Annotated in this window: 29 protein-coding genes; all 29 read right to left on the reverse strand. The window is 39.6% G+C overall.

Going from position 1 to position 20,536, the window contains the following annotated elements:
* Positions 1–57 precede the first annotated feature (57 nt).
* A complete protein-coding gene (gene secY / locus MKY46_RS22675; protein ID WP_036129079.1) occupies positions 58–1,353 on the reverse strand; it encodes a preprotein translocase subunit SecY in 1,296 nt (431 codons plus the stop codon).
* Complete coding sequence (gene rplO, locus MKY46_RS22680; RefSeq protein WP_036129082.1) at positions 1,353–1,793, reverse strand: 50S ribosomal protein L15; 441 nt, start codon at positions 1,791–1,793, stop codon at positions 1,353–1,355. Before rplO ends, secY begins: the two co-directional genes overlap by 1 nt.
* A 34-nt stretch (positions 1,794–1,827) precedes the next feature.
* Positions 1,828–2,010 (reverse strand): 50S ribosomal protein L30, encoded by a 183-nt coding sequence (gene rpmD / locus MKY46_RS22685; protein WP_004233668.1) that lies wholly within the window; start codon positions 2,008–2,010, stop codon positions 1,828–1,830.
* Between the two features lie 13 nt (positions 2,011–2,023).
* On the reverse strand, positions 2,024–2,527 hold the full coding sequence (rpsE, locus tag MKY46_RS22690) for a 30S ribosomal protein S5 (RefSeq protein WP_008181711.1): 504 nt from the start codon (positions 2,525–2,527) through the stop codon (positions 2,024–2,026).
* A 21-nt stretch (positions 2,528–2,548) separates the two neighbouring features.
* Positions 2,549–2,908, reverse strand: a complete 360-nt coding sequence (gene rplR, locus MKY46_RS22695) for a 50S ribosomal protein L18 (RefSeq protein ID WP_036124657.1) — start codon at positions 2,906–2,908, stop codon at positions 2,549–2,551.
* Between the two features lie 32 nt (positions 2,909–2,940).
* Positions 2,941–3,480 (reverse strand): 50S ribosomal protein L6, encoded by a 540-nt coding sequence (gene rplF / locus MKY46_RS22700; RefSeq protein ID WP_008181715.1) that lies wholly within the window; start codon positions 3,478–3,480, stop codon positions 2,941–2,943.
* A gap of 30 nt (positions 3,481–3,510) precedes the next feature.
* Positions 3,511–3,909 carry a 30S ribosomal protein S8 gene (gene rpsH, locus MKY46_RS22705; RefSeq protein ID WP_008181717.1) on the reverse strand — a complete coding sequence of 133 codons (399 nt, stop codon included), beginning with the start codon at positions 3,907–3,909 and terminating at the stop codon, positions 3,511–3,513.
* A gap of 29 nt (positions 3,910–3,938) precedes the next feature.
* Entirely contained in the window at positions 3,939–4,124 is a 186-nt protein-coding gene (locus MKY46_RS22710) for a type Z 30S ribosomal protein S14 (RefSeq protein ID WP_004233656.1), read from the reverse strand.
* A 22-nt stretch (positions 4,125–4,146) separates the two neighbouring features.
* On the reverse strand, positions 4,147–4,686 hold the full coding sequence (gene rplE, locus MKY46_RS22715) for a 50S ribosomal protein L5 (RefSeq protein ID WP_008181719.1): 540 nt from the start codon (positions 4,684–4,686) through the stop codon (positions 4,147–4,149).
* A gap of 29 nt (positions 4,687–4,715) precedes the next feature.
* Entirely contained in the window at positions 4,716–5,024 is a 309-nt protein-coding gene (gene rplX / locus MKY46_RS22720; RefSeq protein ID WP_004233652.1) for a 50S ribosomal protein L24, read from the reverse strand.
* A 35-nt stretch (positions 5,025–5,059) separates the two neighbouring features.
* On the reverse strand, positions 5,060–5,428 hold the full coding sequence (rplN, locus tag MKY46_RS22725) for a 50S ribosomal protein L14 (RefSeq protein WP_004233650.1): 369 nt from the start codon (positions 5,426–5,428) through the stop codon (positions 5,060–5,062).
* A 42-nt stretch (positions 5,429–5,470) separates the two neighbouring features.
* The gene (gene rpsQ / locus MKY46_RS22730; RefSeq protein ID WP_008181723.1) at positions 5,471–5,734 is read right to left on the reverse strand and encodes a 30S ribosomal protein S17; all 264 of its coding nucleotides are present in this window, start codon (positions 5,732–5,734) and stop codon (positions 5,471–5,473) included.
* 18 nt (positions 5,735–5,752) lie between these two features.
* A complete protein-coding gene (rpmC, locus tag MKY46_RS22735) occupies positions 5,753–5,953 on the reverse strand; it encodes a 50S ribosomal protein L29 (RefSeq protein ID WP_004233646.1) in 201 nt (66 codons plus the stop codon).
* On the reverse strand, positions 5,943–6,377 hold the full coding sequence (rplP, locus tag MKY46_RS22740) for a 50S ribosomal protein L16 (protein ID WP_025116437.1): 435 nt from the start codon (positions 6,375–6,377) through the stop codon (positions 5,943–5,945). The genes rpmC and rplP overlap by 11 nt, the downstream gene beginning before the upstream one ends.
* A 1-nt stretch (position 6,378) precedes the next feature.
* On the reverse strand, positions 6,379–7,032 hold the full coding sequence (gene rpsC, locus MKY46_RS22745; protein ID WP_025116438.1) for a 30S ribosomal protein S3: 654 nt from the start codon (positions 7,030–7,032) through the stop codon (positions 6,379–6,381).
* 3 nt (positions 7,033–7,035) lie between these two features.
* Positions 7,036–7,380: a 50S ribosomal protein L22 gene (gene rplV / locus MKY46_RS22750; protein WP_004233639.1), complete on the reverse strand. Its 345-nt coding sequence runs from the start codon at positions 7,378–7,380 to the stop codon at positions 7,036–7,038.
* A 22-nt stretch (positions 7,381–7,402) separates the two neighbouring features.
* Positions 7,403–7,681, reverse strand: a complete 279-nt coding sequence (rpsS, locus tag MKY46_RS22755) for a 30S ribosomal protein S19 (protein ID WP_008181911.1) — start codon at positions 7,679–7,681, stop codon at positions 7,403–7,405.
* 60 nt (positions 7,682–7,741) lie between these two features.
* Complete coding sequence (gene rplB, locus MKY46_RS22760) at positions 7,742–8,572, reverse strand: 50S ribosomal protein L2 (RefSeq protein ID WP_036124661.1); 831 nt, start codon at positions 8,570–8,572, stop codon at positions 7,742–7,744.
* A gap of 48 nt (positions 8,573–8,620) precedes the next feature.
* Positions 8,621–8,905 carry a 50S ribosomal protein L23 gene (gene rplW / locus MKY46_RS22765; protein WP_036124663.1) on the reverse strand — a complete coding sequence of 95 codons (285 nt, stop codon included), beginning with the start codon at positions 8,903–8,905 and terminating at the stop codon, positions 8,621–8,623.
* Complete coding sequence (gene rplD / locus MKY46_RS22770; RefSeq protein ID WP_004233626.1) at positions 8,905–9,528, reverse strand: 50S ribosomal protein L4; 624 nt, start codon at positions 9,526–9,528, stop codon at positions 8,905–8,907. The genes rplW and rplD overlap by 1 nt, the downstream gene beginning before the upstream one ends.
* Before the next feature lie 26 nt (positions 9,529–9,554).
* Positions 9,555–10,184 carry a 50S ribosomal protein L3 gene (gene rplC / locus MKY46_RS22775; RefSeq protein ID WP_036124665.1) on the reverse strand — a complete coding sequence of 210 codons (630 nt, stop codon included), beginning with the start codon at positions 10,182–10,184 and terminating at the stop codon, positions 9,555–9,557.
* Between the two features lie 46 nt (positions 10,185–10,230).
* On the reverse strand, positions 10,231–10,539 hold the full coding sequence (gene rpsJ / locus MKY46_RS22780) for a 30S ribosomal protein S10 (RefSeq protein WP_004233624.1): 309 nt from the start codon (positions 10,537–10,539) through the stop codon (positions 10,231–10,233).
* 351 nt (positions 10,540–10,890) lie between these two features.
* On the reverse strand, positions 10,891–12,201 hold the full coding sequence (locus MKY46_RS22785; RefSeq protein WP_340835499.1) for a Na+/H+ antiporter family protein: 1,311 nt from the start codon (positions 12,199–12,201) through the stop codon (positions 10,891–10,893).
* Between the two features lie 159 nt (positions 12,202–12,360).
* A complete protein-coding gene (locus MKY46_RS22790) occupies positions 12,361–14,340 on the reverse strand; it encodes an ABC transporter permease (protein WP_340835502.1) in 1,980 nt (659 codons plus the stop codon).
* Complete coding sequence (locus MKY46_RS22795) at positions 14,330–15,091, reverse strand: ABC transporter ATP-binding protein (RefSeq protein ID WP_036123701.1); 762 nt, start codon at positions 15,089–15,091, stop codon at positions 14,330–14,332. The genes MKY46_RS22790 and MKY46_RS22795 overlap by 11 nt, the downstream gene beginning before the upstream one ends.
* Positions 15,092–15,187: 96 nt before the next feature.
* Positions 15,188–16,204, reverse strand: a complete 1,017-nt coding sequence (locus MKY46_RS22800; protein ID WP_036123704.1) for a sensor histidine kinase — start codon at positions 16,202–16,204, stop codon at positions 15,188–15,190.
* A 5-nt stretch (positions 16,205–16,209) separates the two neighbouring features.
* Positions 16,210–16,899, reverse strand: a complete 690-nt coding sequence (locus tag MKY46_RS22805; RefSeq protein ID WP_080717086.1) for a response regulator transcription factor — start codon at positions 16,897–16,899, stop codon at positions 16,210–16,212.
* Between the two features lie 155 nt (positions 16,900–17,054).
* Positions 17,055–18,242: an elongation factor Tu gene (gene tuf, locus MKY46_RS22810; RefSeq protein ID WP_036123706.1), complete on the reverse strand. Its 1,188-nt coding sequence runs from the start codon at positions 18,240–18,242 to the stop codon at positions 17,055–17,057.
* Between the two features lie 136 nt (positions 18,243–18,378).
* Positions 18,379–20,457, reverse strand: coding sequence for an elongation factor G (gene fusA / locus MKY46_RS22815; protein ID WP_036123709.1), 2,079 nt, complete (start codon positions 20,455–20,457; stop codon positions 18,379–18,381).
* Between the last annotated feature and the right edge of the window lie 79 nt (positions 20,458–20,536).

Genomic DNA, 20,536 nt, shown 5'->3' on the forward strand with positions numbered 1-20,536 from the left:
TCCCACAAAAGGTTTGCTGATTTAAGGAAACGATGGAACGTTCCCTAAAAACCAACATTATTTCATAAAGCCTTTGTAGTGACGTTTAACAAGTTGAGATTCTAGCTGCTTCATCGTTTCCAGCGCTACACCGACTACGATAATAATACTAGTACCACCGATCTGCACTGAGGCAGGTAAATTCATGAAATTAATGAATAAAATCGGCATTACAGCAATAACAGTTAAGAATATCGCACCAACAAAAGTTAGACGATATAACACGCTTGTTAAATACGTTTGAGTGTTTTCACCAGGACGAATACCTGGAATGTAAGCACCTTGTTTTTTCAAGTTGTCTGCCACATTTTCTGGATTCACTTGAACGAATGCATAGAAATATGTGAACGCGACGATCAAAATAATATAAATTGTCATACCGATAGGCTGCGTATACTGCAGATTTTTCGTAATCCAATTTGTAACACTATTTTCACCAAAGAACACAGCAAGCGTTTGAGGTGTTACAAGAAACGCTACTGAAAAGATTACCGGAATAACCCCTGCAGCATTTACTTTTAACGGTAGATGCGTTTGTTGACCACCAGTTTGCTGACTACGTCCAGTAACTCGTTTCGCATATTGAATTGGAATTTTACGAAGTGCTTGTTGCACGTATATAACCCCAACTACAACTGCTAATAAAATTAATACAAGCAATGCAAGGACAATGATGTTGATAAATAATTTATCTCCAGCACCCTCGATTTGCTGTGCAAAAATTTGGTTGATCCCTGTAGGCAATGCTGCTACGATACCTGCGAAAATGACAACAGAAATACCATTACCAACACCGTGAGCAGTAATTTGCTCAGCAAGCCATACTAGGAATGCTGTTCCCGCTGTCAATACTATAGCAATTGTAACATAAGTTAGAACGCCCTCTTCTTTAATCAAAGATCCACCATACATTCTATTAAAACCGAATGACATTGCGAATGATTGGATAAAAGCAAGAATAATAGTAAAGTAGCGAGTAAATTGTGCAAGTTTACGTCTTCCGACTTCACCTTGCTTTGCCCACTCAGCAAATTTCGGTACTACGTCCATTTGCAATAACTGAACAATGATTGAGGCTGTGATGTAAGGCATAATTCCCATCGCGAAGATGGAGAAGTTCTTTAAAGCACCACCGCCAAAAGTATTCAGGAAACCAACGAGGTTAAACTCATCAGTTGCCTTTAATACATCAGCGTCAACGTTTGGTACTGGAATGAAAGTTCCAATACGAAAAACGATTAACATTAAAAGTGTGAAAATGATTTTATTTCTTATATCTCGAACACGCATAAAGTTAGAGATTGTCTGAAACATTAAATCACCTCAGTAGTTCCGCCGGCATTCTCGATTGCTTCTTTCGCTGAAGCTGAGAATTTATGAGCTTTAACAGTAAGCTTTTTATTAAGAGCTCCGTTGCCAAGAACTTTAATTCCAGCTTTCTCGTTGCTCACTATACCAGTTTCAAGTAATAATGCAGCAGTAACTTCTGCACCGTCTTCGAAACGGTTTAAAGCATCAAGGTTAACAATCGCGTATTCTTTACGATTAATGTTCGTAAATCCACGTTTTGGTAAACGACGGAATAATGGGTTTTGACCGCCCTCAAATCCTGGGCGTACACCGCCACCAGAACGAGCGTTTTGACCTTTATGACCTTTACCTGCTGTTTTACCGTTACCAGAACCGATACCACGACCAACGCGATTGCGTTGCTTACGAGAACCTTCTGCTGGTTTTAACTCATGCAGTTTCATAGTGGGTGGCACCTCCTTGTTCAATTATTGAAAATTAAATTTCTTTTACAGTAACTAAGTGTGCTACTTTATCAAGCATACCGCGAGTAGCTGCATTATCAGCTTTCTCTACAGTTTGGTGTAATTTACGTAAACCTAAAGCTTCAACAGTTTTGCGTTGTGCAGGTTTAGTACCAATCACAGATTTAGTAAGGGTGATTTCTAATTTGTTAGCCATTATCTTTCCCCCCTTATCCTAATATTTCTTCCACTGATTTACCACGTAATTTAGCTACGTCCTCTACGCGTTTTAATTCAGTTAAACCTTGAACAGTTGCACGTACCATGTTGATTGGTGTGTTAGATCCAAGAGATTTTGAAAGAATATCAGTAATACCAGCAAGTTCTAGTACAGCACGTACTGGACCACCAGCGATAACTCCTGTACCAGGAGCAGCAGGTTTAATTAAGATTTCTCCTGCACCGAAGCGACCAAGCACTAAGTGTGGAGTTGTTCCACCAACACGTGGCACTTCTACTAAGTTTTTCTTCGCATCTTCAACAGCTTTACGGATAGCATCTGGAACCTCTTGAGCTTTACCAGTACCGAAACCTACATGACCGTTTCTATCGCCAACAACAACTAGTGCTGTGAAGCGGAAGCGACGTCCACCTTTAACAACTTTAGCAACACGGTTAATAGTAACTACGCGTTCTTCAAGTTCTCCAAGTTTGTTTGCGTCAATTCGACTCATGAAATGTGTCCCTCCTTCTTATTAAAATTCTAAACCATTCTCACGTGCAGCTTCAGCTAAAGCTTTCACGCGTCCATGATATAAGTAACCACCACGGTCAAAAACTACAGCAGTAATATTTTTTTCCGCAGCGCGTTTCGCGATTGTTTCACCGATTTTTGATGCAGTTGCAACATTGCTACCAGTGCCTTCAAAATCTTTTTCTTGAGAAGATGCGCTAACAATTGTTACGCCTGCTACGTCATCGATAAGTTGAGCGTAGATGTTCTTGTTAGAACGGAATACATTTAAGCGTGGACGCTCAGCAGTACCCGAAATTTTAGAACGAACTCGCGCATGACGTTTTTTACGAACTTGATTTTTATCCTGTTTCGTAATCACAAGGGTCACTCCTTTCTAATGCTTAGGCAGCATTATTTACCTGTTTTACCTTCTTTACGACGAACGTATTCGCCTTCGTAACGGATACCTTTACCTTTATATGGCTCTGGTGGACGAACGTCACGGATGTTAGATGCAAGAGCACCAACGCGCTCTTTGCTAATACCTTTAATGATGATTTTAGTGTTAGAAGGAACTTCAATTTCAAGACCATCTTCAGGTGTGAACTCTACTGGATGAGAGTAACCTACGTTAAGTACAAGTTTTTTGCCTTGTAATTGCGCACGGTAACCAACACCGATAAGTTCTAAAGCTTTTTCGAAACCTGCAGAAACACCAGTAACCATGTTCGCTAGAAGCGCACGAGTAGTACCGTGGTTTGTGCGGTGTTCTTTTGATTCAGAAGGACGTGATACAGAGATTACGTTACCCTCTTGCTCAATTTTCATATCTTGGTGGAAAGAACGAACAAGTTCGCCTTTAGGACCTTTAACAGTAACAGTGTTGTCAGCTGCAACAGTAACAGTTACGTTAGCTGGTACCTCGATAATTTTTTTACCTACACGAGACATTTAGTTGCACCTCCATTCATTTATTGCTAATTACCAAACGTATGCTAGAACTTCGCCGCCAACTTGTTTAGCGCGAGCTTCTTTATCTGTTAATAAACCTTGTGAAGTTGACACTAAAGCGATACCAAGACCGTTCAGTACTTTAGGCACTTCATTTGTTTTAGCATATACACGTAGACCAGGTTTAGAAATACGTTTTAAGCCAGTGATAACACGCTCGTTATCTTTACCGTATTTTAAGAAGATACGGATAATACCTTGCTTGTTGTCTTCCACGTATTCTACGTCACGTACGAAACCTTCACGCTTTAAAATTTCAGCGATTTCTTTTTTCACGTTGGAAGCTGGTACTTCTAACTTCTCGTGACGAACCATGTTCGCATTACGAATGCGAGTAAGCATATCTGCAATCGGATCAGTCATTGTCATTACATTTACCTCCTTCCCAAATTAGGGGATTACCAGCTGGCTTTTTTCACGCCAGGAATTTGTCCCTTATATGCAAGTTCTCGGAAACAAATACGGCAAAGTTTGAATTTGCGATATACAGAGTGTGGACGGCCACAGCGTTCACAACGTGTATATTCTTGCACTTTAAACTTTTGCTTACGTTGTTGTTTAACGATCATAGATTTTTTAGCCACGTTTTCGCCCTCCTTGTTTAAATTACTTTTGGAACGGCATACCGAATTGTGTCAATAACTCGCGAGCTTCTTCGTCAGAGTTCGCTGTCGTTACGATCACGATGTCCATACCGCGTACTTTTGAAACTTTATCGTAATCGATTTCTGGGAAAATTAGTTGCTCTTTAACACCTAGAGTGTAGTTACCGCGACCATCGAATGCTTTTTTAGAAACACCACGGAAGTCACGTACACGAGGAAGTGAGATTGAGATTAATTTGTCCAAGAATTCATACATACGCTCACCGCGTAATGTAACTTTAGCACCGATTGGCATACCTTCACGTAAACGGAAACCTGCGATCGATTTTTTCGCTTTAGTTACAACTGGTTTTTGACCAGTGATAATTGTTAATTCTTCTACAGCTGCATCTAATGCTTTAGAGTTTTGAACAGCATCACCAACACCCATGTTGATAACGATTTTGTCAACTTTCGGCAACTGCATAACTGATTTATATCCAAACTTGCTCATAAGAGCAGGAGAAACTTCATTTAAATATTTTTCTTTTAGGCGGCTCATGTGTGTACCTCCCTTCTTTTATTTACTAGTTAGTCGATTACTGCACCTGATTTTTTTGCAACACGAACTTTTTTACCGTTTTCGATTTTATAACCTACACGAGTCGGCTCGCCAGATTTAGGATCGATTAGCATTACGTTCGAAACGTGAATTGCAGCCTCTTGGCTTACAATCCCACCTTGTGGATTCAATTGGTTAGGTTTAACGTGCTTTTTCACGATATTAACGCCTTCAACAAGAACGCGGTCTTGTTTAGGGAAAGCAGCTAGGATTACTCCTTCTTTGCCTTTGTCCTTACCAGTGATAACCTTAACCTTGTCACCTTTTTTTACATGCATGCTGTCGCACCTCCTTGATTGGCACTATCATGAAATTAAAGAACTTCTGGAGCTAGAGAAACGATTTTCATGAAGTTGCTGTCACGTAATTCACGTGCAACAGGTCCGAAAATACGAGTTCCGCGTGGTGATTTATCATCACGAATAATTACACAAGCATTTTCATCAAATTTGATGTACGTACCGTCTTTACGACGTACGCCTGATTTAGTACGAACGATAACAGCTTTAACAACGTCACCCTTCTTGACAACGCCACCTGGTGTTGCTTTCTTAACTGTACAAACAACGATATCACCGATGTTAGCAGTTTTACGGCCAGAGCCACCAAGCACTTTAATTGTAAGAACTTCACGTGCACCTGAGTTGTCAGCAACTTTCATACGACTTTCTTGTTGGATCACTTAGGTTACCTCCCTTCGGAAATGGTTGTTCCGAAATAGTTATTAAATAATAACCGCTTTTTCTACAACTTCAACTAGACGGAAACGTTTAGTAGCTGATAGCGGGCGAGTCTCCATGATACGTACGATATCACCGATTTTCGCTTGGTTTTGCTCATCATGAGCTTTAAACTTTTTAGAGTATTTTACACGTTTACCGTAAAGCTTGTGCTTTTTGTGAGTTTCAACTAAAACAGTAACAGTTTTGTCCATTTTATCTGAAACAACGCGGCCCGTGTAAACTTTGCGTTGATTACGCTCAGTCATACTTGAAAACCTCCTTTATCAGTTATTTGCACTGATTTCTCTTTCACGAATAACAGTTTTCATACGCGCGATTGCTTTACGCACTTCACGAATACGAGCTGTGTTTTCTAATTGACCAGTCGCCAATTGGAAGCGAAGGTTGAAAAGCTCTTCTTTCAGTGATTTCACTTTTAATTCAATTTCAGAAGTGGCAAGGTCACGGATTTCATTAGCTTTCATTAGATTCACCACCAGTTTCTTGACGTTTTACGATCTTACATTTAACAGGAAGCTTATGTGATGCTAAACGAAGTGCTTCACGTGCAATCTCTTCAGATACACCAGCAATTTCGAACATAATTTTTCCTGGTTTTACTACTGCTACCCAACCTTCAGGAGAACCTTTACCAGAACCCATGCGGACTTCTAGAGGTTTTTTAGTGTAAGGTTTGTGTGGGAAGATTTTAATCCAAACTTTACCGCCACGTTTCATGTAACGAGTCATCGCGATACGTGCAGATTCGATTTGACGGTTAGTAATCCAGCTAGCAGTTTGAGCTTGTAAGCCCCACTCGCCGAATGATACTTCTTTGCCGCCTTTCGCTTCGCCACGCATGTTGCCGCGGTGTTCACGACGGTATTTTACGCGTTTAGGCAATAACATATTATTTGCCTCCTTCCACAGATTTCTTCGTAGGAAGAACTTCACCACGGTAGATCCATACTTTAACGCCTAATTTACCGTAAGTAGTGTCAGCTTCTGCGTGTGCATAGTCAATGTCAGCACGTAGAGTATGAAGTGGAACAGTTCCTTCACTATAGTGTTCAGCACGCGCGATATCAGCGCCACCTAAACGACCAGATACTTGTGTTTTAATTCCTTTTGCACCAGCACGGATTGTGCGTTGGATCGCTTGCTTTTGCGCACGACGGAATGATACACGGTTTTCTAATTGACGAGCGATGTTTTCAGCTACTAGACGAGCGTCAAGATCTGCACGTTTAATTTCAATGATGTTGATGTGTACGCGTTTACCAGTTAACTCGCTAAGGTATTTACGAAGGTTTTCAACTTCAGTACCACCTTTACCGATTACCATACCTGGTTTCGCAGTGTGAATTGTAATGTTTACACGGTTTGCAGCACGTTCGATTTCTACTTTAGAAACAGAAGCGTCTTTAAGAGCCGTTTCAATATATTTACGCACTTTGATGTCTTCGTGAAGTAGAGTTGCATAGTCTTTTTCAGCGTACCATTTTGACTCCCAGTCACGAATAATACCAACGCGCAGTCCTATTGGATGTACTTTTTGACCCACGGATTAACCCTCCTTCTTCTCAGATACCACTAGAGTGATGTGGCTTGTGCGTTTGTTAATTGCGCTTGCACGTCCTTGCGCACGTGGACGGAAACGTTTTAAAGTTGGACCTTCATCAACGAACACTTCAGAAACTACTAAAGAGTTGATGTCAAGATCGTAGTTGTGCTCAGCATTAGCAACTGCAGATTTTAATACTTTCTCAACGACTGGAGACGCCGCTTTTGGAGTATGACGTAAAATTGCAACTGCTTCACCAACTTGCTTACCTCGGATTAAGTCTACAACTAGACGTACTTTACGAGGAGCAATACGTACTGTGCGAGCGATAGCTTTAGCTTGTGTCATTAGGATTTACCTCCTCTCAAAATTAGCGTCTTGTTTTCTTGTCGTCTGCACCGTGACCTTTGTAAGTACGTGTCGGTGCGAACTCACCAAGTTTATGGCCTACCATATCTTCTGTTACGTATACAGGAACATGTTTACGTCCATCATATACAGCAATCGTTAAACCGATGAAGTTCGGGAAGATTGTAGAACGGCGTGACCAAGTTTTGATAACTTGTTTTTTCTCAGAAGCCTCTTGTACTTCCACTTTTTTCATTAAGTGGTCATCAACAAAAGGTCCTTTTTTCAAGCTGCGACCCATGTAGGAACCTCCCTCCGTGATTCCACCACGGCTCTCACATAGAACCGTAGTTTAACCACTTTATTTTTTACGACTACGGATGATAAATTTATCCGATTTGTTTTTCTTCTTACGAGTTTTGTAACCAAGTGCTGGTTTACCCCAAGGAGTCATTGGTGATTTACGTCCGATTGGAGAACGTCCTTCACCACCACCGTGTGGGTGATCGTTAGGGTTCATTACAGAACCACGAACTTCTGGGCGTTTACCTAACCAACGGCTACGACCTGCTTTACCGATGTGTACAAGTTCGTGTTGTTCGTTACCAACTTGACCGATTGTAGCGCGGCAAGTAGCTAACACTAAACGTACTTCACCAGATTGAAGACGAACGATTACGTACTTATCTTCACGACCAAGTACTTGAGCAGAAGTACCAGCAGAACGTACTAATTGTCCACCTTTTCCAGGTTTTAACTCGATGTTATGGATTGTAGTACCCATTGGAATGTTTGCTAATGGTAATGCATTACCTACTTTAATATCAGCATCTGGACCAGAAACGATTGTTTGACCAACCTCTAGACCTTTTGGTGCTAAGATGTAAGCTTTTGCTCCATCAGCGTAGTTGATTAATGCGATATTCGCAGAACGGTTTGGATCATATTCAATAGTAGCAACTTTTGCCGGAATGCCATCTTTAACACGTTTGAAATCGATAACACGGTATTGCTTCTTATGACCACCACCATGATGACGAACAGTGATTTTACCTTGGTTGTTACGACCAGCTTTGCGTTTAGTTGGTTCAAGCAATGATTTCTCAGGCTTGTTAGTTGTAATTTCCGCAAAGTCTAATGACGTCATGTTACGACGACCATTAGAGGTAGGTTTATACTTTTTAATCGCCATTGTGTTTTCCCTCCTTCTTGAGTGTTCAAATCATAAATCCATTAAGGATTACACTTCGAATAATTCAATTTCTTTGCTATCAGCAGTTAATTTAACAATCGCTTTACGACGTTTGTTAGTGTAACCACCGTAACGGCCAACACGCTTGAATTTACCTTTGTAGTTAAGAACGTTTACTTTCTCAACTTTTACGCCAAAGATTTCTTCTACAGCGTCTTTTACTTGAGTTTTGTTAGCGCGAGTGTCTACTTCGAAAGTATACTTTTTCTCTGCCATAAGTTCTGAAGAACGCTCAGTAATGACCGGACGTTTTAAAATATCACGTGCTTCCATTATCCAAGCACCTCCTCAACTTTTTCTACTGCAGATTTAGTGAATACAACTTTGTCGTGACCTAATAGATCAAGAACGTTGATTCCATTTGCAGTTAAAACTGTTACACCTGGGATGTTACGAGCAGATAATGCTACGTTTTCATCTAGGTCAGCAGTTACGAATAAAGATTTTTTCTCTAAAGAAAGATCTTTAAGAATTTTTGTGAATTCTTTTGTTTTTGGTGCTGCTAGAGTTAGAGCATCAAGAACTAAGAAGTTTTGTTCTACTACTTTAGCTGATAAAGCAGATTTAAGAGCTAAGCGGCGAACTTTTTTAGGTAATTTATAAGAATAGCTACGTGGAGTAGGACCGAATACGATACCACCGCCGCGCCATTGTGGAGAACGGATAGAACCTTGACGAGCACGACCAGTTCCTTTTTGACGCCATGGTTTACGACCACCACCAGCAACCTCAGAACGGTTTTTAACCTTGTGATTACCTTGACGAAGAGAAGCACGTTGAGCTACTACTGCGTCGAATAATACTGCTTCATTTGGCTCGATTCCGAAGATCGCATCGTTTAATTCGATTTCACCAACTGAAGCACCTGTTTGACTAAGTACAGATACTTTTGTCATTCCTGTTTCCTCCTTTCTTGAAGTGATTACTTAGCTTTAATTGCAGTTTTTACTGTAACTAGAGCTTTTTTAGAACCAGGAACATTACCTTTAACAAGTAGTAAGTTACGATCAGCATCAACTTTCACGATTTCTAAGTTTTGGATTGTAACTACATTGCCACCCATTTGACCAGGTAATTTCTTTTGTTTAAATACGCGGTTCGGAGCAACTGGACCCATTGAACCAGGACGACGGTGGTAACGAGAACCGTGGGCCATAGGACCACGAGATTGTCCGTGGCGTTTAATAACACCTTGGAAACCTTTACCTTTAGTAACACCTGTTACATCAATTACATCGCCTTCTGCGAAAATTTCTACTTTGACTTCTTGACCAACTTCGTATTCTCCAACGTTCACGTTGCGGAATTCACGAATGAAGCGCTTAGGAGCAGTGTTCGCTTTTGCTACGTGACCTTGTTCAGGTTTGTTAGAAAGCTTAACGCGCTTGTCTTCGAAACCAACTTGAATTGCTTCGTAGCCGTCTGTTTCAACAGTTTTCTTTTGAAGAACTACGTTTGGCGCAGCTTCGATAACTGTTACCGGGATTAAATCGCCGTTTTCAGCGAAAACTTGTGTCATACCAATTTTTCTACCTAAGATTCCTTTAGCCATTTGTCACACCTCCTGTAAGTTTTGAAAAGTTATATTATTTTTACCATTAAAGTTTGATTTCGATATCAACGCCAGATGGTAAATCAAGTTTCATTAACGCATCAACAGTTTGTGGTGTTGGGTTAACGATATCGATCAGACGTTTATGCGTACGCATCTCGAATTGTTCACGAGAATCTTTGTACTTGTGAACCGCACGAAGAATTGTGTACACAGACTTCTCAGTTGGAAGTGGAATCGGACCTGATACACTTGCACCTGAACGTTTTGCAGTTTCCACAATTTTCTCAGCAGACTGATCTAAAATACGGTGATCATACGCTTTTAAACGAATACGAATCTTTTGTTTTGCCATTATTTTCCCTCCTTCTCGCCTATTTTCTAGACATTCTCCACGAAAATTTTCCCACACACCGCCATGGCAAAGCGGCCGGGTGTGTCGGCAACCTCTCGCTTCATCGCAGTCAAAGACCAACATTCAACATTATATACAATAAAAAAAGAATAAGCAAGTCTTTTCGCTAAATTCTTTTAAATGTTGTAGATATTCTTAGTACTACTACTTCTTCGCTTTATTAAGCCGTTTATTAGTATATAAAATTTTATTACATATTGCAATAGTTAAGGTTGTCATATCAACATTTCCGTACTTTTCAAACAATTCTTTAAGAAAGTAGTTTCTATAGATAAGAAACTACTTCTTATTTTATAGAAAGAATACACATGCCATCCAACCAAACAGGATCAAAGGGATATTAATAAAAACAAATGTCGGTACACAAGTATCCCAAATATGATGATGTTGTCCATCTACATTTAAGCCTGCTGTTGGTCCTAACGTAGAATCTGAAGCTGGAGAGCCTGCATCGCCTAAAGCACCTGCTGTACCAATTAAACAAAGAATCGCTAATGGACTCAATCCCAACCCTTGTGCAAGAGGAACAAATAACGTAGCAATAATAGGTACTGTAGCAAAAGATGAACCAATACCCATCGTCACAACTAATCCAATGACTAGCATGATAAAGACAGCGAGACTTCTATTACCTTTCAGCACAGCGATTGAGCTTGTAATTAAGCTATCCACATCCCCAGTAGCATTAATAACGGCTGCGAAGCCATTGGCCGCAATCATGACAAAGCCAATAAAGGCCATCATCTTCATCCCTTCAGAGAGAATGTCATCTGCCTCTTTCCATTTAAGCGCACCTGTAAAATACATCAACATAATCCCTGTAAACGAACCGACAATCATTGAATCTGTTAATACTTGAGCACAAAGTGATGCGACTAATGCAAGAACTGTAGAAAACATCACAAACTTACTGACGTTCACGTTTAAAGATTCCGTCTCTACTTCATTGTGCTTATACTGTCTTGGCTTGCGGTATACAACAAAGGCGACAAGCAGCCCAATCAGCATTCCTAGCACCGGAATCGCCATTGCTGCCGGTACATCACGTGAAGATACAGCCATTCCAGCCTCTGACACTTGTGTAGCAACGATATCTTGAAAAATGGCTCCGAAACCAGCTGGCACGAAACTATAAGTACCGATTAAGCCTACTGCAATTAGGACCGCAATGATACGTCGATCAACCTCCAACATATTTAATATTTTTAAAATAGGAGGAATCAATAATGGAATGAAGGCAATATGAATAGGAATAACATTTTGAGATAAAATAGACATCACGAAAATAAGGAAAAAAATTAAAACCTTCACTAAGCCTTTTCTATTACTTTCGCCATTTAAAATTTTTAACATCCCTGCAATCATCAATTCTGGTATTCTAGTTTTGGCAATAGCAATAGCAAAGCCACCAAGGAGACCATAACTCAATGCAATAGTGGCCCCTGCGCCTAACCCTTCTGTAAATGATTGTACTGTTGCCTCAATGCCCATTCCACTTGTAAGACCACCTACAAAAGCTCCTAGTACTAAGGAAAGAACGACATTGATGCGAAGCAAGCTTAATATCAACATAACGGCTACCGCCGCAATTACTGCATTCATTGTTACACTTCACTTTCATACACTAAATTACTAACATGTTAAACTTTATTATTCTGATATTTGAAAGTCAATAGTTTTCACAATTTCAATATGTTTATATAAAAAACAGTGTAAAGGATTAATCATTACACTGTTTTTGAGTTTCTTCATATTTAATTGTTACAACGATTCACGAACAACTTTTTTATAATAGCCAACCGAAAGTATGCCAAAGATCGTATATAACGCTACGTAACAGCACATCGCAATCCACAAGGGAGCCGTTAACTCTGTACCAAATAAGAACCATCCTGACTTAACAGCAAAGTAGCTATGCAATAATCCAATAACTAATGGGACACCAAAATTAAAGGCCTGTTTCATATAAATGCCTTTCATGATGTCTTTCTCGGCAAAACCAATTTTTCTGAGTATTGTATAGGAACTTCTTTCTTCCCCTGCCTCAGACATTTGTTTAAAGTATAGAATACTACCAGTTGTCATTAGAAATGCTAATCCTAAAAATGCTGTTGTAAAAATCGTAAGACCTAATGTTTCAATATTATCTTTACGTTTTTCTTCAAAGGAAGATTGTGTATATTGCTGTGTCTTACCATCACCTTCTACAGCCGTAATAACTCCTGCATTTGTTTGAATATATAATTTCTCTGCTGTTTCTAATTCTTCTTTTGCTGTTATTGTAATGGTCGTTTGTTGATGCCAAGGATAAAGCGCTGCTTGCGTAGTTAAACTTGTAAACATGTCATCTGTCACAACAAAGATAGGTCCGCCACCTCCAGCCGTGACAATACCACTTATAACACTTTTATCATGAACATCTACTACATGGAAAGTTTCTTCAAGCTCTCCTGCAGATACCACTACATCACGATCTTTTTCTAATGGAAACATTTCAGCCATATAACCGCCATAGTTGGTTAAGATAACATCGTTGCCTGATAGCGATGCTTCAGGAACGCTTTGCTGATAATCAGAAAGCGGGATAGTATAGATTGTTCCTTCCATATCATATAAAGGATTGTCCTGCTGCTTTTTAGACATTAATTGACCTACAGAGGCTGTTACTCCTTGTAAACGATAATCTACTTTATCATACGTAATGTTATTTTTCTCTAACTCCTCTAAGAAGGTCTGACCCTGCTCTTCTAGCAATATGAAATCACCAGGTACTTGGCTATAAGCCGATGCCTCTGAGGAATAGTAGGCGATATAGGATAGCGTCGTTACACCTAGAGACACACCTGTTAATACAGTGATAAGTGTTAATGACTTTGCGTTGCTCTTCATGCGATGCATAATCGGTGTTAATGCTAATACATCCTTGATAGATAAATGCCCTTTTTTCTTCAAGCGAATAGTATTCATAATAAAGGCTACGGAGAAACGAAAGACAAGAAATGTACCACCAATAGTCGTAGCTAAAATTATCATCATATTGATAAATAAATGACCAGCTGAATCAATATCAAATAGCTTTGTTGACGCATAGTAGCCGTAAGCAATCAGCACAAGACCCATAAAGCCAATTGCCATTTGTAATGCACTAAAACGTCTCACACGCTCGTCTGCTTGTTTTGCCGCGCTAAACAGTGATAATAATGAAACACGATGAATCATCCAAGCCATCTGTACAAGAACAATAACCAAAAGAATAGCAAACACGATCATCGACTGCTGTAATGCCTGTGTACTAAATGTCATGGTTACAAGAGCTTCTTTTTCAAGGACACGTAGTAAAATCATAGCAAATACGCGTGAGCTAAAGAAACCTACCAGCATCCCTAGAATAACAGCACCAATAAATAAGAGAATGTTTTCAATCGCTAGTAAACGCACGATTAGCCCCTTTGTCATGCCTATCAATTGGTACAAGCCTATTTCCTTACTACGACGTTTCATAAATAAATGATTTGCATATAGGACGAAGAATAAAACGATAAAATAGAGAATATAAGTGGCTGCTTTAAATCCTGCCGTAGCCGTTCCACTCATTTGAACAGCATCCCATACCTCAGAATTATTTTGCAATGTAACAAAGGAAAAATACAAAGTAACACTAAAAATAAGAGCAAAGAAATATAGATAGTAGTGCTTCATATTTTTCTTCATGCTTCTAATCACTAGCTTACTAAGACTCATACCCGTCACCGCCTAGCACACTTTGCGTATGCATGATTTCTTGGAAAAATGCCTGCCTTGTTTTATCACCCTTATAAAGTTCACTATAGATCAGGCCATCCTTTAAAAATAAAACACGTGTGCAGAAGCTTGCAGCTACTGCATCATGTGTAACCATCATTATTGTCGCTTCTTTCGTCTCATTAATGTTTTGGAGATTTTGGAGCAAGGCTGTAGCCGATTTAGAATCCAATGCACCAGTAGGCTCATCTGCAAATACCAACGATGGGGTCGTAATAAGTGCACGTGCAGCAGAGGTACGCTGCTTTTGTCCACCAGATATTTCATTGGGATATTTATTTAAAATTTCTGTGATACCCAATAGGGATGTTAGCTCTTTCACTCGACTTTCCGCAACAGCTTTTGGTAACTTACTGATAGCTAATGGCAGAAGGATATTTTCCTTTACTGTGAGGGTATCCAGTAAATTATAATCTTGAAATATGAATCCTAGCTGCTCTCGTCGAAAATTCGCTAATGCCTTTTCTTTCATATCACGCAAATTATGACCGTTTATTTCAATTACACCTTCTGTTGCGAAATCTATAGAACACAAGACATTTAAAAGTGTTGTTTTACCTGAACCTGAAGGTCCCATAATGCCTACAAACTCACCTTTATTTACTTCTAAATCAATACCCTTTAGCACTTCTTGAGCCGTTGATTTTTTGCCATATACTTTCTTTATTTTACGACCAATTAAAACTGTCACGTGATAACGCCCCTTTCTATAATCCAAGTGTACCCTGTCATAGCTATTCATTCGTGCGTTTTACATGACAATATAAAAAGGTAGGTGACAATTTCGTCATCTACCTGTTAGTTTGACATATTCATTTTGTAAGGGAAAACGCAGTGTAAATAATGAGCCGTCTCCAACATTCGATTGAACATAGATGCGAATCCCGATTTTTCGGGCTGCATTGGATGCCAAATAAAGACCCATTCCTGTAGATTGTGAGGATTCTCTTCCCGCTGTTCCCGTATACGATTTTTGAAAAATTCGAGGTAAATCCTCTAAAGGAATACCTATACCTACATCTTTTATATGTAATAATGTCGCACCTGTTGGGTCATGTTCAGTGAAAATTGTGACCTCAGAATTTACTGGACTATATTTTATGGCATTTGAGAGAATTTGCCGAACAATAAACGCCAGCCACTTGCCATCAGTCAGAACCGTATCTGTAAGCTCAGCGACTTCAAAGCCAATACCTTTTTCAATACACCAAGCCTGCATACCCCTGATTTCTTTATAGACAATCGGTTTCAGCTCGACCTCATTTAAATAGTTGTCCTTTTCAATAGAGGCTAATCTTGTTTGATGTAGCTGTTGATCGACTAAAAGATGTAGTCTCAGCCATTCATTCTCTAACTTTCGGCGCAGTGATACATCCTCAATATGCTCTAACAATAAATTAATCGTTGTTAAAGGGGCCTTTACTTCATGAACCCAAGCCAACAGCTCATCCGAATACTCTTGTAGTTGCACTTTAGCTTGATTTAACTCCATGTTCTTCTCATAAAAGACACTTTCTATTTTTTGAAAGCATGCTTCCTGAAAAGGAGTTAAAACTAGTCTGTTTTTATGTGCTTCATCAAGGTAGCCGTCCATATTTCCCAGGAAATCTTTTAATTTCCCAACTTCATTGACATAACGCCACACAAAAAAGAGCGTAAAACTAACAAGCAAACTAATGTTTACATACCATATTGAAATACTATTTAAACCAACATCTAAAGAAAATAGAACATTTAGAAGTGTAAAAATGAAAATAAAAAAACCAATCCATGCAAAGCGTTCTCTTATAAATAATAATAGCATGTTTTTCACGTCCTCTGGCTGACTGCCATATATCCAAGTCCTTTTTTAGTTAGAATCACTTCTGGTAAACCAATATCCTCTAGCTTTGTACGTAATCGATTAACATTTACCGACAAAGTATTATCATTGACAAAACGTTCATCATCCCAAAGCTTTCTCATTAATTCGTCTCTTGAAACAATCTGATTAACCTGTTCCACTAAAATTCGTAAAATGAAGAGCTCGTTTTTCGTTAAGGAAGCAGTAGCCCCATTAAACACAATCTCACTCCTTGTATAATCAATAACGGCATTATTAAAACGAGTAACGTCCATTTTCTCCTCAACATAGTCATAGGTTCTTCGTAAAATCGCCTGTGTTTTCGCGAGTAGCACTTCCATATGGAATGGCTTTTGTATAAAATCATCTGCTCCCATTTGCATAGCCATCACCATATCCATTGGATGATCTCGAGACGAGAGAAAAAGGATGGGTACTTTGGATAAATGACGTATTTCTCGACACCAATGAAAGCCATCATAGGCAGGTAATTGAATATCAATCAGCACAAGGTGTGGTTTCTCCTCTATAAAATTGTCCATCACCTTTTGAAAATTTTTAGGACCAACCACTTGTAATGACCAATGTGCAAAACGTTCTTGAATCATGTTAAAAATGGATGGATCATCTTCAATGAGCAAGATTTTCATGTCCATGTTCAATTCCCCTTTTCTTTATTTCTCCTAGATGACATGCTAGCTGTTATGTATACATACACTAATTAAAATCATTTGATTTCCCTTATTTTAACACAAAAAACCAATCTGTAAGCGTCCCTACAGATTGGTTTGATAATTAGCGAAAGCTAAAATTATTTTTGGATAGAAGCAACTACGCCAGCGCCTACAGTACGGCCACCCTCACGGATAGAGAATTTAGTACCTTCTTCAAGAGCGATTGGAGCGATAAGTTCAACTGTCATTTCGATGTTATCACCAGGCATTACCATTTCAACGCCTTCTGGTAAGTTACAGATACCTGTTACGTCAGTTGTACGGAAGTAGAACTGAGGACGGTAGTTAGAGAAGAATGGAGTATGACGGCCACCCTCTTCTTTTGATAAAACGTAAACTTCAGCTTTGAAGTTTGTGTGTGGAGTGATTGAACCTGGTTTAGCTAATACTTGACCACGTTGGATTTCTTCACGAGCAACACCACGTAGTAAAGCACCGATGTTGTCACCAGCTTCAGCATAGTCTAATAATTTACGGAACATTTCTACACCAGTTACAGTAGTAGATTTAGCTTCTTCAGCGATACCGATGATTTCAATTACGTCACCAACTTTAACTTGACCACGTTCAACACGGCCAGTTGCAACTGTACCACGACCAGTGATAGAGAATACGTCCTCTACTGGCATCATGAATGGTTTGTCAGTTTGACGTTCTGGAGTTGGGATGTAAGAATCTACAGCGTCCATTAATTCAACGATTTTTTCTTCCCATTCTGGTTCACCTTCAAGAGCTTTAAGAGCAGAACCTTTGATTACAGGAATATCGTCACCTGGGAAGTCATATTCAGATAGTAGATCACGGATTTCCATTTCTACTAATTCTAATAATTCTTCGTCATCAACCATATCACATTTGTTCATGAATACTACTAAGTATGGAACACCTACTTGACGAGATAAAAGGATGTGTTCACGAGTTTGTGGCATTGGGCCATCAGCAGCAGATACTACTAAGATACCGCCGTCCATTTGTGCAGCACCAGTGATCATGTTTTTAACATAGTCAGCGTGTCCTGGGCAGTCAACGTGTGCATAGTGACGAGTTTCTGTTTCATATTCTACGTGAGAAGTGTTGATTGTGATACCACGCTCTTTTTCTTCTGGAGCGTTATCGATGTCAGCGTATGATTTAGCTGTACCACCCATTTTTTTAGAAAGAACTGTAGCGATTGCAGCAGTTAAAGTAGTTTTACCATGGTCAACGTGTCCGATTGTACCAATGTTAGCATGCGTTTTAGAACGGTCAAATTTTTCTTTAGCCATTAGAGATTGCCTCCTCAAAATTATATGTTTTATTTTTGAAATTTATAGAATGAATGCCGATAGAGAACGGGCCCATCCCCTATCCTGCAATCATAGCTTACAAATTAGTTATACTTTATGCAAGATGAAAATTCAATTATTCACCTTTATTTTTTTTGATGATTTCAGCAGCAATTGATTTTGGTACTTCTTCATAATGATCGAATGTCATTGAGAATACACCACGACCTTGTGTTGCAGAACGAAGTGTTGTTGCATAACCAAACATTTCTGCTAAAGGAACCATCGCACGAACAACTTGTGAGTTACCACGAGCATCCATACCCTCAACGCGTCCGCGACGAGAAGTAATGTTACCCATGATATCGCCAAGGTATTCTTCTGGAATTACAACTTCTACTTTCATCATTGGTTCTAAGATAACAGCGTCACATTGTTTCGAAGCTTCTTTAAGAGCCATAGATGCAGCAATTTTGAACGCCATCTCATTCGAGTCAACGTCATGGTAAGAACCGAATACTAATTTCGCTTTAATGTCGATTAGAGGGTAACCAGCTACTACACCGCGGTCAAGAGAGTCACGAAGACCTGCTTCAACTGCAGGAATGTATTCACGAGGAATTACACCACCAACGATAGCGTTTTCGAATTCAAATCCTTTACCTTCTTCATTTGGAGAGAACTCAATCGTTACGTCTCCGTATTGTCCACGACCACCAGATTGGCGAGTGAATTTACCTTGAACTTTTGCAGAGCTACGGAATGTTTCACGGTAAGATACCATTGGAGCACCTACGTTAGCTTCTACTTTAAATTCACGGCGCATACGGTCAACTAAGATATCAAGGTGAAGTTCACCCATACCTGAGATGATTGTTTGTCCAGTTTCTGTGTCAGTATGAGCACGGAAAGTTGGATCCTCTTCTTGAAGTTTTTGTAAAGCTTGACCCATTTTATCTTGGTCAGCTTTTGATTTTGGTTCTACAGAAAGAGAAATTACTGGCTCAGGGAACTCCATTGATTCAAGAATAACTAGGTTCTTCTCGTCACAAAGAGTATCACCAGTAGTAGTGTCTTTAAGACCTACTGCTGCTGCGATGTCTCCAGCAAATACTTTTGAGATCTCTTCACGAGAGTTAGCGTGCATTTGTAGGATACGACCTACACGCTCACGTTTACCTTTAGAAGAGTTTTGCACGTATGAACCTGAATCTAATGTTCCAGAGTACACACGGAAGAAAGTTAATTTACCTACGAATGGGTCAGTCATAACTTTGAATGCAAGAGCTGAGAATGGCTCTGCATCAGAAGATTTACGTTCTAACTCTTCGTCACCATCTACTGAAGTACCTTTGATTGCTGGTACATCAACTGGAGATGGTAAGTAATCGATAACGGCATTTAACATTGGACGTACGCCTTTGTGTTTGAATGCTGTACCACAGATTACTGGGTAGAATTCTACTGCGATTGTAGCACGACGGATCGCCGCTTTAAGTTCCGCAACAGTAATTTCTTCGCCTTCTAAATATTTTTCCATGATTTCTTCATCAACACTTGCAACAGCGTCGATTAGTTTTTCACGGTATTCTTCAGCTTGTGCGCGGTATTCTTCAGGAATTTCTCCTTCAGTTACTGCTGTACCTTTTTCGTCGCCATAGAAAGTAGCTTTCATCTCAACTAGGTCGATGATTGCTGAGAATTGATCTTCAGCTCCGATAGGTAATTGGATAGGGTGAGCGTTTGCTTGTAAACGATCATGTAGAGTTCCTACAGAATATAAGAAATCTGCTCCTGTTTTATCCATTTTGTTAATGAATACAATACGTGGAACACCATAAGTTGTAGCTTGACGCCATACAGTTTCAGTTTGAGGCTCAACACCAGATTGAGCATCTAGTACTGTAACAGCACCGTCAAGTACACGTAATGAACGTTCTACTTCTACAGTGAAGTCTACGTGTCCAGGAGTATCGATGATGTTTACACGATGGCCTGCCCATTGGGCTGTTGTTGCAGCAGAAGTGATTGTAATACCACGCTCTTGCTCTTGCTCCATCCAGTCCATTTGAGAAGCGCCTTCATGAGTTTCACCGATTTTGTGAATCTTACCAGTGTAATAAAGGATACGCTCAGTTGTTGTTGTTTTACCAGCATCAATGTGAGCCATGATCCCAATATTACGAGTATTCTCAAGTGAGAATTCGCGTTTCATAGGAAATTTCTCCTTCCATATTGGGGTAAAGACTGTATAAGAGACCTTGTGTTAGCTAACTGGCTAACACATAGGTTAA

The sequence above is a fragment of the Lysinibacillus sp. FSL M8-0355 genome (assembly GCF_038008985.1).
Lineage (GTDB): Bacteria > Bacillota > Bacilli > Bacillales_A > Planococcaceae > Lysinibacillus > Lysinibacillus fusiformis_D.

Excerpts from the sequence above, each read along its gene's own strand:
- secY (WP_036129079.1), bottom strand. The coding sequence starts at position 1,353 with ATGTTTCAGACAATCTCTAACTTTATGCGTGTTCGAGATATAAGAAAT.
- rplO (WP_036129082.1), bottom strand. The coding sequence starts at position 1,793 with ATGAAACTGCATGAGTTAAAACCAGCAGAAGGTTCTCGTAAGCAACGC.
- rpmD (WP_004233668.1), bottom strand. The coding sequence starts at position 2,010 with ATGGCTAACAAATTAGAAATCACCCTTACTAAATCTGTGATTGGTACT.
- rpsE (WP_008181711.1), bottom strand. The coding sequence starts at position 2,527 with ATGAGTCGAATTGACGCAAACAAACTTGGAGAACTTGAAGAACGCGTA.
- rplF (WP_008181715.1), bottom strand. The coding sequence starts at position 3,480 with ATGTCTCGTGTAGGTAAAAAAATTATCGAGGTACCAGCTAACGTAACT.
- rpsH (WP_008181717.1), bottom strand. The coding sequence starts at position 3,909 with ATGACAATGACTGATCCGATTGCAGATATGCTTACTCGCATTCGTAAT.
- rplE (WP_008181719.1), bottom strand. The coding sequence starts at position 4,686 with ATGAGCCGCCTAAAAGAAAAATATTTAAATGAAGTTTCTCCTGCTCTT.
- rplX (WP_004233652.1), bottom strand. The coding sequence starts at position 5,024 with ATGCATGTAAAAAAAGGTGACAAGGTTAAGGTTATCACTGGTAAGGAC.
- rpsQ (WP_008181723.1), bottom strand. The coding sequence starts at position 5,734 with ATGACTGAGCGTAATCAACGCAAAGTTTACACGGGCCGCGTTGTTTCA.
- rpmC (WP_004233646.1), bottom strand. The coding sequence starts at position 5,953 with ATGAAAGCTAATGAAATCCGTGACCTTGCCACTTCTGAAATTGAATTA.
- rplP (WP_025116437.1), bottom strand. The coding sequence starts at position 6,377 with ATGTTATTGCCTAAACGCGTAAAATACCGTCGTGAACACCGCGGCAAC.
- rplV (WP_004233639.1), bottom strand. The coding sequence starts at position 7,380 with ATGACACAAGCTAAAGCTATCGCTCGCACAGTACGTATTGCTCCTCGT.
- rpsS (WP_008181911.1), bottom strand. The coding sequence starts at position 7,681 with ATGGGTCGCAGCTTGAAAAAAGGACCTTTTGTTGATGACCACTTAATG.
- rplB (WP_036124661.1), bottom strand. The coding sequence starts at position 8,572 with ATGGCGATTAAAAAGTATAAACCTACCTCTAATGGTCGTCGTAACATG.
- rplW (WP_036124663.1), bottom strand. The coding sequence starts at position 8,905 with ATGGAAGCACGTGATATTTTAAAACGTCCGGTCATTACTGAGCGTTCT.
- rplD (WP_004233626.1), bottom strand. The coding sequence starts at position 9,528 with ATGACAAAAGTATCTGTACTTAGTCAAACAGGTGCTTCAGTTGGTGAA.
- rplC (WP_036124665.1), bottom strand. The coding sequence starts at position 10,184 with ATGGCTAAAGGAATCTTAGGTAGAAAAATTGGTATGACACAAGTTTTC.
- rpsJ (WP_004233624.1), bottom strand. The coding sequence starts at position 10,539 with ATGGCAAAACAAAAGATTCGTATTCGTTTAAAAGCGTATGATCACCGT.
- MKY46_RS22785 (WP_340835499.1), bottom strand. The coding sequence starts at position 12,201 with ATGAATGCAGTAATTGCGGCGGTAGCCGTTATGTTGATATTAAGCTTG.
- MKY46_RS22790 (WP_340835502.1), bottom strand. The coding sequence starts at position 14,340 with ATGAGTCTTAGTAAGCTAGTGATTAGAAGCATGAAGAAAAATATGAAG.
- MKY46_RS22800 (WP_036123704.1), bottom strand. The coding sequence starts at position 16,204 with ATGCTATTATTATTTATAAGAGAACGCTTTGCATGGATTGGTTTTTTT.
- MKY46_RS22805 (WP_080717086.1), bottom strand. The coding sequence starts at position 16,899 with ATGGACATGAAAATCTTGCTCATTGAAGATGATCCATCCATTTTTAAC.
- tuf (WP_036123706.1), bottom strand. The coding sequence starts at position 18,242 with ATGGCTAAAGAAAAATTTGACCGTTCTAAAACGCATGCTAACATTGGT.
- fusA (WP_036123709.1), bottom strand. The coding sequence starts at position 20,457 with ATGAAACGCGAATTCTCACTTGAGAATACTCGTAATATTGGGATCATG.